Source organism: Dyadobacter sp. CY343, from assembly GCF_021390335.1.
Taxonomy (GTDB): Bacteria; Bacteroidota; Bacteroidia; order Cytophagales; family Spirosomataceae; genus Dyadobacter.
The window spans coordinates 482,523-495,593 of the sequence record NZ_JAJUXK010000001.1 but is presented as its reverse complement, the minus strand read 5'-3'; the positions used below and the strand labels follow the sequence as shown (position 1 = coordinate 495,593).

Sequence of the window (13,071 nt, the reverse complement as noted above, 5' to 3'; positions counted from 1 at the left end):
ACAGATTTCTCCGTTTCACCCCTGAAAATCTGACTTTCGCCCCATTAATTTGGGAGAGTGGCGTTGTCGAACTATTTTTAGTTAAGGCAATTGCCTGTTTTCTGTCCTAAAAAATCAAGGAATCACAATTTATTTTTCAGGAATTTCACTTGGAGAAATCTGTTTCGTTGCGCTATACGTACATCAGATAAAAATTGGCATTTGTGCATAAAAAATTGCATTATGCACACATTATATAACCTAAACTAAATCACTTTGCTTTAAATTAAATATCGTTGAGAATAATTAAACATCCCTGGGAAGCTATCCCCGGGATGTTTCGTTTTGATACAGGCCAGGTCCGGGCGCTGGAATAATTTTTTAGCCGGGAAATCACTTACCTTAAAAATTGACACCAATATGCTTATCCAATCCGTCAGGCATACCTTAGGCGAAATAGATTCTTTTTTAAGTCAACTCACGCACGAGCAATATAACTTCCCGTGCCGCGAACTGAGCGGGTCCAGTATCGGGCAGCATACGCGCCATATTATTGAAGTATTTCAATGTCTGCTCATTCAGTACGATCGGGGCGAGATCAATTATGACAGCCGCCAGCGCAATGCTACTATCGAAACGCTGCCTTCTTATGCAAGAAGCTGCATTCAAATGATCCGCGAAACGGTTGACAAGCCTGATAAATTTTTGGCTTTATATCAAAAAGTAGCGGGTAGGGAGATCAAAATCGCTACTAACTATTACCGGGAGATACTATATAACCTTGAACATTGCATTCACCACCAGGCGCTGATCAGGGTCGCGGTCATGGATATGGATAATGTGGAGGTTGATGAAAATTTTGGACTCGCTCCTGCCACTATCGAATATAGACAATGTGCACAGTAACTTATGTCGCGAGGGGCAAAAAGGCGATTTTGACCTCGAACCGTGACGAACATCGCGACCGCCCGGCATCGCTGCCACCCGCTTCTTACCTGATCGGACAAAAGCACATTACATTTCCAAAAGACCCGAAAGCGGGCGGCACGTGGTTCGCAGCCGACGATTTGGGAAATGTAGCCGTTTTGTTGAACGGCGCATTTCTCGCCCACCAGCGAGCATTGCAATACCGCAAAAGCCGCGGGCTGGTCTTGCTGGATATAATAGCTGAAATTTCCCCGCTCACCGGGTGGGAAAATTATGACTTGCGGGGTATCGAGCCTTTTACGATCATACTTAAACAACAGCAGTCGCTTTTTCAGCTGCGCTGGGATGGATACAATAAAGAATATGTCGAGCTACCTGCGGACCGGGACCATATCTGGTCTTCCTGTACCTTATATGCGCCTGATATTCAGCGGCAGAGAGTACAATGGTTTGATCATTTCCGAAAACAAAATCCTGAGGCTGATATGGAAGATATCAGGCATTTCCATTCTCAGACAGCCCGCGAAAACCCGGATAACGGTTTGATCATCAACAGAGATAGTGGTGTAAAAACATTTAGTATAACCCAGGCTGTTGTGGAAGATAATCAAGCTGAAATGTTTCACTACGATTTATTGAAAGAAAAGCAGTTGTCACATTCTTTCATAACTGTTTAACAGGCTTCTTTTGAAAAAGTACTCGCTCCTGTTCCATAAATTGACACATTGGGAATACTGGCCTTTCGGGATCGTTTATATTCCGATGTACTTTGTCTGGTTTTACTATTCGCTGCGTGCGAGGTCTTTTTTCTTTTTCAATGCCTCCAATCCTTCCATCAGGAATGGAGGATTTTTGATGGAATCGAAGAAAGAGATTTATGATCTGCTACCCGCCGGATTTTATCCTAAAACCATTCTCGCCACGCCCGGAGAACCGGTCGCTGCTATCCGGGAAAAATGCATTGCCTCCGGTATTTCATTTCCGATGATCGCCAAGCCGGATATCGGAATGCGCGGAATGGCGGTTCAAAAGCTTGAAAACGAGGATGATCTGGCTGCCTATATTCAGAAGGTCGATTTTGATTTTTTAATACAGGAGTATATTGAACTGCCCAATGAAATAGGGATTTTCTATGTACGTTTCCCGGATCAGAAAGCCGGGAAAATTACGGGAATAGTTACCAAAGAGTTTCTGATCGTAGCCGGAGACGGAAGCTCTACCATTCACCAATTGATCGAGAAAAATCCGCGTTACCATTTGCAAATGAATGCATTGCAGAAAATGTACGGAACGAAGTTGATGGAAATTCCAGCCGATGGCGAGCGGATCAATCTGGTACCTTACGGAAATCACGCCCGCGGCTCCCGTTTCGTGAATGCGACTTGCTGGGCCAACGAAAAAATGACTGCTGTCCTGAACCGGATTTGCCTGCAAGTGCCCCACTTTTACTACGGCCGGCTTGATTTAAAATACAATACGATCGAGGAGCTGGAAAACGGCCAGAATCTCTCTATTATAGAACTAAATGGTGCCGGAAGTGAGCCTACCCACATTTACGATCCGGGTCAGTCCATATTCACAGCCTGGAAAGAGATCGTCCGCCACTTTTCAATGCTTTTCAAAATCAGCAAACTCAACCATGCAAACGGACATCGATTCCTGACTTTTCTGGAAGGTCTGGACATGCTGAGACAAAATAAATTGCACGTAAAAAAGCTCGAAAGGTTTTAGCAAATGGTCCATCTGAAAAATTTGCTTGTCGGTTTTATAGTCAGTATGGTGGGCTCGCTGCCACTGGGTTATATCAACGTAATCGCACTGAAAATTTACGAAACACAGGGAATGAGCAGCCTCACCCTGTTTTTGTTGGGTGTCGTGATCGTCGAATTCCTGCTTATCCTGCTCACTTTGAAAGCTGCAAACTGGCTTCACCGGCATAAGCGGTTTACAAAAAGTACCGAAATTTTGTCGATCCTGTTTATGTTGGTGTTGGCAGTTTCGTTTTACAATGGGCAGGAGGCAGTCGGAGATAAGGCAATACCTGATTATTTATCAGGCTATTCCCCGTTCCTGCTTGGCATTTTCCTGAATTGCATCAATCTGGTTCAAGTACCGTTTTGGCTGGGCTGGAACCTGTATCTGGTTAATGCCGAGTTGATTGAAGTAAAAGACAGTAAGAAATATGCCTATATTTTCGGTACTTCGACAGGCACATTTACAGGCGTTTTTCTTTTTGTAATGGTTTTTGAAAAGATATTACAGAAAACTTCCACCGCCAGTCCCTGGCTATCGACGCACATTTTTTCACTCATTTTCATCCTGCTCGCGCTCATGCAGTCGCTCAAATTTTTCAGGAAATACCGGGTTCAGGGATAAAGAAGGTACTTTTTGCGCGCCTCGTTGTATTGCGAAAGTCCAGGCTCCCAGCTTTTTCTGATTTCTTCTTCCGATGTACCTGCGATGATCTGTTTTCTCAAATTTTCAGTTCCTGACAACAAATCGAAATTGCCCATTTGCTTGCTCTGCGATCTGTCGAAAAAGCGCTCTTTGTCAGGATAAGCTTTGTACATTTCAATCAGCCAACCCAGATGCAGCTTCCCGGATTTGCGGATCTCTTTCATATCATATTCCCGGAGATCCAGGCCAAAACACGCTTTATCCTGGTGCAGTGGCGTTTCGCTCATTCCTTTTATGCTTTTTGGTGTAAATGAAAATGCGTATTTGTCTTTCAGTAACGGCGCACCCAATACAGTAAATGGCATGTAAGTACCTCGTCCCTGGCTCACGATCGTTCCTTCAAACATGCAGATATGCGGATAAAGCATGATCGACTGCTGCGTATTCAAGTTCGGCGAGGGCAGTACCGGCAAAGTGTACGGAGTATCGTGCGTATAGTTGTTGATTTTGATGATCTTCAATTTGCACTGCATCTTGTTTTTCAGCCAGCCTTCCCCATTAATCATCTGCGCCAATTCGGCGATCGTTAATCCGTGGGAAATAGGAATGCGGTACATACCAATGCCTGAATGCAAATGATCCTCCAATAGCGGCCCGTCGACGAGGAAACCGTTGGGATTAGGCCGGTCAAGAATCAGCATTTCCTTATTATTCTCGGCGCAGGCTTCCATTACGTGGCCGAGGGTATTGATATAGGTGTAAAAACGCGCGCCTACATCCTGAATATCGAACAGCATGACATCCAGTTTGGCCATTTGTTCATTCGTAGGTCGCTTCAATTTTCCGTAAAGTGAAATTGCCGGGATGCCCGTTTTCTCGTCAACGCTGTCACTTACCTTATCGCCATTGCTCGCAGTTCCGCGAAAACCATGCTCCGGGCCGAAAATCGCGACGACGTTTACGCCCAGTGCCACCAGACTATCTACCATCGGTTTGCTGCCGATAATGGAGGTTTGGTTGATCACGATTCCCACTTTTTTCCCTTTCAGATAAGGAATATATTCTGAAATCTGGTCCGCGCCGGTGACAGGTACATTCACGCCCGCATTTGCACCTGGTGTGCTGATCGTATCATTTCCTGTCAATACCGGATTTTTACTGGCGGAGGTATTGACGCAATTATTGAACAGCAGCATGTTGGCGGCGAGGTACAACGCATATAATGACAGTTTCATAATATCGGAATTGAAGTTTTCATTCGTGTTACATTCGTGTATTCGTGGCATTAAAAAATCAGAACAGCCGCATTTGCCCCGCCCGCATAAACTGCGTGGTATCCAGCTCTGGTATTTCTCCACCTTTGAAATGTTTTCGGCAAGCCAGATTGTGCAGCTGCCTGATATGCTCCGCAAAATTCCCTTCGCCCACCATTCTGTACCCGAAACGCGAATCGTTGACATTCCCGCCGTGACATTCTTTGATCTGGTTCAAAACCTTGGCAGCACGGTCAGGAAAATGGTGGTGCACCCATTCGTCGAATATAGTACCAATCGCTCCATTCAATCTCACAACCGTATAATTAGCCCAAAGCGCGCCGTTTTCGGCAGCGGCTTCGATGATCGAAGGAATTTCGTGGTCGTTCAATCCGGGAATGATCGGCGCCGTCATCACACCCATCGGTACCCCGACTTCGGTTAATGCTTTCACCACTTGCAACCGCCGTTTTCCGGTTACAGTCCTCGGTTCAAGCTTTTGCCGCAGGTCTTCATTTAAAGATGTGATGGAAATAGCGCCGTGGACGAGATTGAGCTTTGCCAGCTTTTCAAAAAGGTCGAGATCACGCAGTATCAATGCGTTTTTGGTCAGCACACTAACCGGGTTCCGGTAGCGCAGACAAATTTCCAGCAGCTGTCGGGTAATGCGGTATCTCTTTTCGCCCGGCTGGTAGCAATCCGTATTCCCCGAAATGTGAATGCTGGTAGGCTCCCACTTTTTAGAGTTAAAAAGCTTTTCAAGCAGCTGGGGCGCATTCTTTTTGACTACGATTTTTGTCTCAAAATCAAGTCCGGCTGAATAGCCAAGATACTCGTGGGAATTGCGCGCGTAACAGTAAATACAGCCATGCTCGCAGCCCCGGTAGGGATTTACGGAATGGAAGTTCCCGAGATCGGGACTGTCGGAAACGCTTAGTAAGGTTTTGGATTCTTCTTCAATAAACTGGGTTTTGGGATTTACCTCAGGGTCTTCCCATTGCTGCCAGTCCTCGGAAGTATACTCGGTGGATTGTTTGAAGAATTTGTTGTGGGGATTGATGGCGGCTCCCCTACCCCGCGCCCGGTTGTCCATTTTGTAGTGATTTTCATATTTGTTGATGTTAAAATGGGTTGTATGGGTCTTAAAAACTTCCCGGACTTTCGTCCGGGAAGCGCAATCTAAATTACTTAATATATCTGAAATCTTCATCGCCTTTAAGCGACAAAAGTACGTCGTACATCAGCTGAATTACGTTTTTCACATCTTCCTTGTGCACCATTTCTACCGTTGTGTGCATGTATTTCAATGGTAATGAGATCAATGCAGATGCAATTCCTTCGGTTGAATAGGCGAACGAATCGGTGTCAGTTCCGGTCGAGCGACTTACTGCCTGGCGCTGAAAAGGGATCTTCTTTTCGTCGGCCACGCTGATCAGCAGGTCACGCACATTATTCTGAACCGCCGGACCGTAGCAGATCACAGGGCCATTGCCAGCCTTCAAATCGCCCTGCTCCTTTTTATTGTACATCGGAGACTGTGTATCGTGGGTCACATCGGTTACAATCGCCAGGTCGGGTTTCAGTCGGCGAGCGATCATTTCTGCACCGCGTAATCCAATTTCTTCCTGAACTGCATTCACTACATATAATGTAAAAGGCAAACGCACATTGTTCTCATGCAGCATACGCGCCACTTCCGCGATCATGTAGCCGCCCATTCTGTTATCCAGCGCGCGGCCTACATAGTATTTTTCGTTCAGTTCGTCAAGTCCGTCTGCAAATGTCACAACGGTCCCAACGTGAATGCCCATTTCAAGAACCTCATCCTTTTTCGCCGCGCCCACATCTATAAAAAGCTCGTGCACTTTGGGAACCTGGTCTTTGGCCACCTCGCGTACGTGAATCGCCGGCCACCCGAAAACGCCTTTAACAATCCCTTTTGCAGTATGCAGATTAACGCGCATAGAAGGCGCGATCGCAGCATCGGATCCGCCATTGCGGCGCACGTGAATATAGCCGTCGTCAGAAATGTAATTTACAAACCAGGAAATCTCATCCGAATGCGCCTCGATCACCACTTTGTAATTTTGCCCGGCCCCGATAACGCCGACAGCGGTACCGTACGTGTCAATAATTTCCTCATCAATATAGGGCCTGATATAGTCCAGCCAGATCTGCTGACCTGTTGATTCGAAGCCTGTTGGGGATGCATTATTTAAATACTTATAAAGAAACTCTGTGTTCTTGTCTGCCATAAATCGATTTAAAAATGTATTGAAATTGATTTGTCTGAAGTGCTTCGCCCAATGCTCTTTATCTTTTCAAATACCTCAAAAAAGCCCAGAATGGACGCTTGTTGAGGTATTCAAGATCAGCCTGATGCTGAAAAGCTTCGCGTTCAAACGAAATATGAAGATAGGCTAAATAATGTTTTTTGTATTGGGCGAGCCGGATTAAATATTCGATGAAGTACCAGGCGTAAAAGAGGATCAGCCCGAGTTCGAGCTGCTGTTTCAAATGTATCCTTTCGTGGTTGATCAGGAAGCGGCCAGGATTTTTGGTTTTGAGTAAAATAAAAGGAAATATCGCCATACCTTCCACCCAGAGAAACGAAATGCTGAGTATGAATCCTTTGATTTTCATTTTGCCGTTGTATGTACCTTGAAACAAAAAAATTGGACCGTGAATGCCACTTCGGCCCACGATCCAAATTTCTTATAAACAATATCTATTCGCTGAAACGACTTATATCCAGGACCTCGAATTCCATCACGCCGGCAGGCACTTTGATTTCGGTTGTATCCCCTATCTTTTTACCCAGCAAACCTTTCCCGATCGGAGAACCTACTGATATTTTACCAGTTTTCAGGTCGGCTTCTTCTTCTGAAACCAATATATATGTTACTTCCATTCCGTTTTTCCGGTTTCTGATCTTCACTTTCGAGAGCACCGAAACCTGGGAATTGTCAATAGAAGATTCGTCGATCACCCGCGCCGTTGAAAGGATTTCTTCCAGCTTTGCAATTTTCATTTCATGCATTCCCTGCGCATCTTTTGCCGCGTCATATTCAGCATTCTCACTCAAATCTCCTTTATCACGGGCCTCTGCAATTTGGGCAGCAATGGCCGTGCGGCCTTTGGTTTTCATATCATTCAGCTCATTTTTCAGCTTGTTTAATCCTTCCTCCGTATAGTATGAAATTTTAGCCATGACCTTAATTGTTGGTTTTTTGTCTTAATGTTTTTTTGATTTCCAGATAAAAAAAAAGAACGGCTCAAAGACCGCTCTACAAGAGTAACTACACTCGTAGAATCAGGCTAGAAGACCTTGTCTTTTGGGCTGCTATGTAACTTAGACTTCAACATAATTTGCGTTTAAGAACGACAAAAATAATAATATTTGCGAATGGTAACACCATATTTGTGAAAAGCAGTAGAGTGACTATGTCAAATACATTCAGGATAATCTTCATGGGAACGCCCGAGTTTGCGGTCCCGAGTTTACAAAGTCTGGTCGAAAGCAATTCTAATGTTGTGGCGGTAGTAACCGTGCCCGACAAGCCTTCGGGAAGAGGTCAGAAACAGACTGCTTCCCCGGTAAAGATCTATGCAGAATCTCAGGGAATTCCGGTCTTACAACCTGAAAAACTACGCGATCCGGCATTTCTGGAACAACTGAAATCGTTCCAAGCCGACTTGCAGGTGGTAGTCGCGTTCCGTATGCTTCCGGAGGTAGTCTGGAATATGCCGCCGAGGGGTACATTCAACCTCCACAGCTCGCTACTGCCTCAATACCGTGGCGCAGCGCCGATAAACTGGGCGGTGATCAATGGAGAAACCGAATCGGGCGTGACCACTTTTTTTATCGAGAAAGAGATTGACACCGGCAAGATCATTTTTCAGGACAAAGAACCTATTTCGGAGGACGACGATGCGGGTACGTTGCACGACAGGCTAATGGAAAAAGGTGCGAAGCTAGTGGTGAAAACGGTGAAAGCAATTGAAGCCGGAGAATATCCGCAGGAGCCGCAGGATGAATCCAAAGAGATAAAACTAGCCCCCAAGATTTTCCGTGAAACCTGCGAAATAGACTGGAACAAGACATCCATCGAAATACATAATTTCGTACGAGGCTTATCTCCCTACCCCGCCGCCTGGACCACGTTGAACGGGCTTTCCTGCAAAGTCTTCAAAACGAAAGTACTGGATCTGAGTGAGGCAGGTACTCCGGGAGAATTTAATACAGACCAAAAATCATTTCTGCATTTCAAAACCGGTGACGGCTGGGTTGCAGTGGAAGTGTTACAATTGGAAGGGAAGAAGAAAATGGCGGTCGGGGATTTCCTGCGGGGATATAAGCTCTGAGATTGAGTCGAACGAAGAAATTTTAACACACTATAATTCTTAAAAAATGGCAAACACGTATTCGCAAGTCCACCTGCATTTCGTTTTCACTCCCAAATACCGCGCTGCATTGATTGATCCTACGTGGGAAACCGACCTTTACAAGTATATCACGGGCATAGTGCAGAAGAACAAGCACAAAATGCTCGCGATTAACGGCACGGAGGATCACGTTCATATGTTTATCGGATTTCAGACCACACAAAGTATCGCAAGTTTAATGCAGGATGTGAAAGCCGATTCATCGCAATGGATCAATAGTCGCGAGTATTGCGGTTCGAGATTTGAGTGGCAGATCGGGTATGGGGTGTTTTCGTATAGTAAATCGGCAGTAAACAACGTGATCCGCTATATTCAAAATCAAAAAGAACATCACAGGAAAGTCGAATTTTTGGATGAATACATGACAATCCTAGAAGAATTCGCAATTGATTACAACGAGGCATACATTTTTGAAAAGCCCAAATAAAAAATTTCGATAGGCAGTTCCGGCCGGACAGCTACGTCGACAGATATTACATCGCTACGGCTTTACAGACATTGCATCGCTACGGCTTTACAGATATTGCATCGCTACGCGGTTCTAGAAAAGGTTAGTTGGCAGGCAGGTGGGGTGCAGACATTGCGTCGCTACGGCTTACAGACATTGCATCGCTACGCGATTTTAGAAAAGGTTAGGTGCAGGCAGGTGGGGTGCAGACATTGCGTCGCTACGGCTTACAGACATTGCATCGCTACGCGATTTTAGAAAAGTTTAGTGGCAGGCAGGTGGGGTACAGATCTGACATCGCTACGCGATTTCTCGGAAATGTCATCATTTATAAATAAAACAAAAGTCGCAGCGCGACAAAACATCGGTAGAAAAAAAGGTAAATCACAGAAAAAGCAAATCCCAGAGGGATGAAACATTTGTAGAAATGGAAATAGCGATCATAGTGGCGGTATCCAATAACGGGGTTATCGGAAAAGACAATCAGTTGTTGTGGCGGTTGCCGGACGATTTAAAGCGGTTTAAGCAATTGACGTTGAATCACCCGATGATTATGGGAAGGAAAACGTTTGAATCGATCGGGAAGCCGCTACCTGGCCGAACGTCGATTGTGGTTACCCGAAATCCAGATTTTGATTATGAGGGAATAATTGTGGCTCATTCACTCGAAGTGGCTATTGCATTGGCAGCGGAAATTGAGAGTGAAGAAGTTTTTGTGATCGGAGGTGGAGAGTTATACAAACAGGCCCAGCCGCTGGCCGATCGCTTGTATGTGACCGAAGTAGATACCGAGATTGACGGCGACACGTATTTTCAAATAGCTGAACCGGAGAAGTGGCAGGAGACCGAGCGTAGTGTGCACGAGCACGACGAAAGGCATTCTTTGAAATTCGAATTTGTAAATTACGCTAGAAGAGCTGACAATTAAGTACTTTTGCATTGACGTAACCCAAATGTGACTCTACAAGTAATGCAAATTGAAGTTGAAACACTCACCATTGAACTAAGTACCACACCAGTTGATAAGCGCCCGGTTTACATCACCGGAAGTTTTTGCAAATGGCTTCCCGATCTGGAAGAATACCAGATGACATTAGTGGAACCAGGCCAGTACATTTTTCAATTCCCCGAAGAAGCGGAACTCACCTTTCCCCTCGAATACAAATATACCCGTGGCGGATGGGACCAGGTAGAACTGGATGAATTTGGCAATCCTTACGCCAATCGCAGTATTCCAGAAAAAGATAACGTGATCCAGGATATTGTAAAACGCTGGCAGACAGGTATTCTGGAAAAAACTGATCTATCACCGATCGTAGAGCTAGTCTCCGAAAATTTCGAAATTCCTCAATTTGGAAGGACGAGAAAGATACAGGTGCTGCTACCGCACGATTATTACGACAGACCCGACCTGAGCTTTCCTGTGCTTTACATGACCGACGCCCAGAACCTTTTTGGCGAAGGATCCGAATATGGTAACTGGAATATTGACCAAAGCCTTGAAAAACTGGCTAAGGAAAGTAAATCGGGCGTTATCATCGTCGCGATTGATCATGCCGAGGAGGACAGGATTGAAGAATTTTCGCCTTATGTCAATACAAAACTCGGCAAAGGCCGCGGCGAACATTTTTTGCGGTTTATCTCAGAAACGCTTAAACCGCAGATCGATAAAAAGTATCGTACGAAACGCGACAGGTTGAATACCGGAATAGGTGGAAGTTCTGTGGGAGGTTTGCTGAGCATCTATGCGGCATTGATGTTCCCTCAGGTATTTGGCAGGATCATGGCATTCTCACCTTCCCTCTGGATTTCCCAACGCATTTATTTCGATGTAATACACTTTTTCGAACCATTCGAAACACGGATCTATTTATACGCTGGCGGAAAAGAAGGCCCGAACATGCTAGCCAACTTTACGAAGTTGACCCAAACGCTCGAAACACAACGATTTGGCTACGACCGCGTACAGATCAAAACCAGCATCGACCCAAAAGGACAACATTCCGAAAGCCAATGGAGCAAAGAATTTTCGATTGCTTTGAAGTGGTTGTTTTTTTGAAAGGGAGGAAAGGGAATAAAGGGAGGAAGGAGGAAGGAGAAAAGGAGAAAGAAAACATTCTCCATCCTCCCTTCCTCCATCCTCCCATTTACAAAATATACTGACTCAAATCGCGATTCTTCACCAAATGCGAGAGCTTCTCTCCTACCATATCTGCGGTGACGGTGATTTGGGAATCTGCGCCGATTACGTCGGGGATATCGAACATGAAATCGTTCAGTAGCAGGCTCATAACGGTTTGCAAACGTCTTGCACCGATATTTTCAACTTCACTATTTACTTCAAACGCAATTTTAGCCATTTCGCGCAATGCGCCGTCTTCGAAGATCAGCTCTACGCCTTCTGATTCCATCATCGCTTCATATTGCTTGGTCAGCGCATTTTTTGGAGTTTTCAGAATTTGGTAAAAATCTGATTCTGTAAGACTATTCAACTCAACACGAATCGGAAAACGTCCCTGTAACTCGGGAATCAGATCGGAAGGTTTTGATACGTGAAATGCACCTGCGGCTACAAAAAGAATATGGTCGGTATTGATTACGCCGTGCTTGGTATTTACCGCACTGCCTTCCACAATAGGAAGCAAATCCCGCTGCACACCTTCGCGGCTTACATCGGGGCCGCCGCCTCCGCCTGAGCGGCTCGATGCTACCTTATCAATTTCATCAATAAAAATAATCCCGAGGTTTTCTGCCTTTTTGATCGCCTCTACCTTCACCTCATCCATATCGATCAGTTTGGAAGCCTCTTCGTCAAGCAGGATTTTGCGCGCTTCTTCCACGGTCACTTTTCGCTTTTTGCCGCGTCTCGGCATCATATTACCGATCATTTCCTGGATATTCATCATCGAAACATCATCCACAGCACCACCGATCATTCCCACATTCGGTGCTTGATTCTGCTGTACTTCAATTTCAATCTTGCGGCTATCCAACTCTCCATTCCTGATTTTCTCACGAAAACGTTCTCTCGTCCTTTGATTAAGCTCGCCGTCATCATCGGGCATATCGTCATTTCCATTCTCGGTCTTCACGCGCGGCGTACCGGATACGTGCACCGGCGGGATCAACGCGTCGAGAATAATATCTTCCACGGCCTGTTCAGCCTTAATCTTCACTTCCTCCTTTTTCTGCATCCGCACCATGCCCACAGCCTGTTCAACCAGATCGCGTACCATGCTTTCCACGTCGCGACCCACGTAACCTACCTCGGTAAATTTCGAAGCCTCCACTTTTACAAATGGGGCGTCGGCAATTTTAGCAAGCCGACGGGCTATTTCTGTTTTTCCGACACCCGTGGCGCCGATCATCAATATGTTGTTTGGAATAATTTCCTTCTGAATGTCCGCCGGGCTGTTCATTCTTCTCCACCTGTTCCGCAATGCGATCGCGACATTCCTTTTCGCGTCATTTTGTCCGATTATGTATTGGTCAAGCTCAAAAACGATTTGCCGGGGGGTCAGGCGATTTAAGTGTTCAGTCATCGTATTTTATATCAATATGTAAGATAATATGTGTTTCAAACCAGTTCTGTTATAAGGAACGGTCCCGGTGATCTTTTAG

14 protein-coding genes are annotated in these 13,071 nt (G+C 45.5%); 8 read left to right on the top strand and 6 right to left on the bottom strand.

Annotated features, from left to right (window positions below):
- Window positions 1-399 precede the first annotated feature (399 nt).
- The 4 genes from LZG94_RS01990 to LZG94_RS01975 are packed head-to-tail and all read left to right on the top strand — an operon-like array spanning window position 400 to window position 3,282.
- Window positions 400-885: a DinB family protein gene (locus LZG94_RS01990; RefSeq protein ID WP_233790305.1), complete on the top strand. Its 486-nt coding sequence runs from the start codon at window positions 400-402 to the stop codon at window positions 883-885.
- Window positions 873-1,583, top strand: coding sequence for an NRDE family protein (locus tag LZG94_RS01985; protein ID WP_233790304.1), 711 nt, complete (start codon window positions 873-875; stop codon window positions 1,581-1,583). Before LZG94_RS01990 ends, LZG94_RS01985 begins: the two co-directional genes overlap by 13 nt.
- Window positions 1,584-1,593: 10 nt before the next feature.
- Window positions 1,594-2,637 (top strand): hypothetical protein, encoded by a 1,044-nt coding sequence (locus tag LZG94_RS01980; protein WP_233790303.1) that lies wholly within the window; start codon window positions 1,594-1,596, stop codon window positions 2,635-2,637.
- A 3-nt stretch (window positions 2,638-2,640) separates the two neighbouring features.
- Window positions 2,641-3,282, top strand: coding sequence for a hypothetical protein (locus LZG94_RS01975; protein WP_233790302.1), 642 nt, complete (start codon window positions 2,641-2,643; stop codon window positions 3,280-3,282).
- On the opposite strand, the gene LZG94_RS01970 is transcribed toward LZG94_RS01975, so the two are convergent.
- From LZG94_RS01970 to greA, 5 genes are all read right to left on the bottom strand, one after another.
- A complete protein-coding gene (locus tag LZG94_RS01970) occupies window positions 3,273-4,538 on the bottom strand; it encodes an exo-beta-N-acetylmuramidase NamZ domain-containing protein (RefSeq protein WP_233790301.1) in 1,266 nt (421 codons plus the stop codon). The two genes, LZG94_RS01975 and LZG94_RS01970, sit on opposite strands and share 10 nt — an antisense overlap.
- Before the next feature lie 58 nt (window positions 4,539-4,596).
- Window positions 4,597-5,649 (bottom strand): PA0069 family radical SAM protein, encoded by a 1,053-nt coding sequence (locus LZG94_RS01965; RefSeq protein WP_409013239.1) that lies wholly within the window; start codon window positions 5,647-5,649, stop codon window positions 4,597-4,599.
- Window positions 5,650-5,740: 91 nt separating this feature from the next.
- The gene (locus LZG94_RS01960) at window positions 5,741-6,811 is read right to left on the bottom strand and encodes a M42 family metallopeptidase (RefSeq protein ID WP_233790299.1); all 1,071 of its coding nucleotides are present in this window, start codon (window positions 6,809-6,811) and stop codon (window positions 5,741-5,743) included.
- Window positions 6,812-6,869: 58 nt separating this feature from the next.
- On the bottom strand, window positions 6,870-7,199 hold the full coding sequence (locus LZG94_RS01955; protein ID WP_233790298.1) for a hypothetical protein: 330 nt from the start codon (window positions 7,197-7,199) through the stop codon (window positions 6,870-6,872).
- Between the two features lie 85 nt (window positions 7,200-7,284).
- A complete protein-coding gene (gene greA, locus LZG94_RS01950; protein ID WP_215233795.1) occupies window positions 7,285-7,767 on the bottom strand; it encodes a transcription elongation factor GreA in 483 nt (160 codons plus the stop codon).
- 233 nt (window positions 7,768-8,000) lie between these two features.
- On the opposite strand from greA, the gene fmt reads away from it, so the two are divergent.
- The 4 genes from fmt (at window position 8,001) to LZG94_RS01930 (ending at window position 11,509) form a co-directional block, all read left to right on the top strand.
- A complete protein-coding gene (gene fmt / locus LZG94_RS01945) occupies window positions 8,001-8,921 on the top strand; it encodes a methionyl-tRNA formyltransferase (RefSeq protein WP_233790297.1) in 921 nt (306 codons plus the stop codon).
- Between the two features lie 46 nt (window positions 8,922-8,967).
- Window positions 8,968-9,429 (top strand): IS200/IS605 family transposase, encoded by a 462-nt coding sequence (tnpA, locus tag LZG94_RS01940; RefSeq protein ID WP_233790296.1) that lies wholly within the window; start codon window positions 8,968-8,970, stop codon window positions 9,427-9,429.
- Between the two features lie 448 nt (window positions 9,430-9,877).
- Window positions 9,878-10,378 (top strand): dihydrofolate reductase, encoded by a 501-nt coding sequence (locus LZG94_RS01935; protein WP_233790295.1) that lies wholly within the window; start codon window positions 9,878-9,880, stop codon window positions 10,376-10,378.
- Between the two features lie 42 nt (window positions 10,379-10,420).
- Complete coding sequence (locus tag LZG94_RS01930; protein ID WP_233790294.1) at window positions 10,421-11,509, top strand: alpha/beta hydrolase; 1,089 nt, start codon at window positions 10,421-10,423, stop codon at window positions 11,507-11,509.
- 88 nt (window positions 11,510-11,597) lie between these two features.
- Here the strand turns inward: LZG94_RS01930 and hslU are convergent, their stop codons facing one another.
- Complete coding sequence (hslU, locus tag LZG94_RS01925; protein WP_233790293.1) at window positions 11,598-12,992, bottom strand: ATP-dependent protease ATPase subunit HslU; 1,395 nt, start codon at window positions 12,990-12,992, stop codon at window positions 11,598-11,600.
- Window positions 12,993-13,071: the final 79 nt, after the last annotated feature.

Bases quoted from the DNA above. Each gene is read 5' to 3' on its own strand.
- LZG94_RS01990 (WP_233790305.1), top strand. From the start codon at position 400: ATGCTTATCCAATCCGTCAGGCATACCTTAGGCGAAATAGATTCTTTT.
- LZG94_RS01985 (WP_233790304.1), top strand. From the start codon at position 873: ATGTGCACAGTAACTTATGTCGCGAGGGGCAAAAAGGCGATTTTGACC.
- LZG94_RS01975 (WP_233790302.1), top strand. From the start codon at position 2,641: ATGGTCCATCTGAAAAATTTGCTTGTCGGTTTTATAGTCAGTATGGTG.
- LZG94_RS01970 (WP_233790301.1), bottom strand. From the start codon at position 4,538: ATGAAACTGTCATTATATGCGTTGTACCTCGCCGCCAACATGCTGCTG.
- LZG94_RS01965 (WP_409013239.1), bottom strand. From the start codon at position 5,649: ATGGACAACCGGGCGCGGGGTAGGGGAGCCGCCATCAATCCCCACAAC.
- LZG94_RS01960 (WP_233790299.1), bottom strand. From the start codon at position 6,811: ATGGCAGACAAGAACACAGAGTTTCTTTATAAGTATTTAAATAATGCA.
- LZG94_RS01955 (WP_233790298.1), bottom strand. From the start codon at position 7,199: ATGAAAATCAAAGGATTCATACTCAGCATTTCGTTTCTCTGGGTGGAA.
- greA (WP_215233795.1), bottom strand. From the start codon at position 7,767: ATGGCTAAAATTTCATACTATACGGAGGAAGGATTAAACAAGCTGAAA.
- fmt (WP_233790297.1), top strand. From the start codon at position 8,001: ATGTCAAATACATTCAGGATAATCTTCATGGGAACGCCCGAGTTTGCG.
- tnpA (WP_233790296.1), top strand. From the start codon at position 8,968: ATGGCAAACACGTATTCGCAAGTCCACCTGCATTTCGTTTTCACTCCC.
- LZG94_RS01935 (WP_233790295.1), top strand. From the start codon at position 9,878: ATGGAAATAGCGATCATAGTGGCGGTATCCAATAACGGGGTTATCGGA.
- LZG94_RS01930 (WP_233790294.1), top strand. From the start codon at position 10,421: ATGCAAATTGAAGTTGAAACACTCACCATTGAACTAAGTACCACACCA.
- hslU (WP_233790293.1), bottom strand. From the start codon at position 12,992: ATGACTGAACACTTAAATCGCCTGACCCCCCGGCAAATCGTTTTTGAG.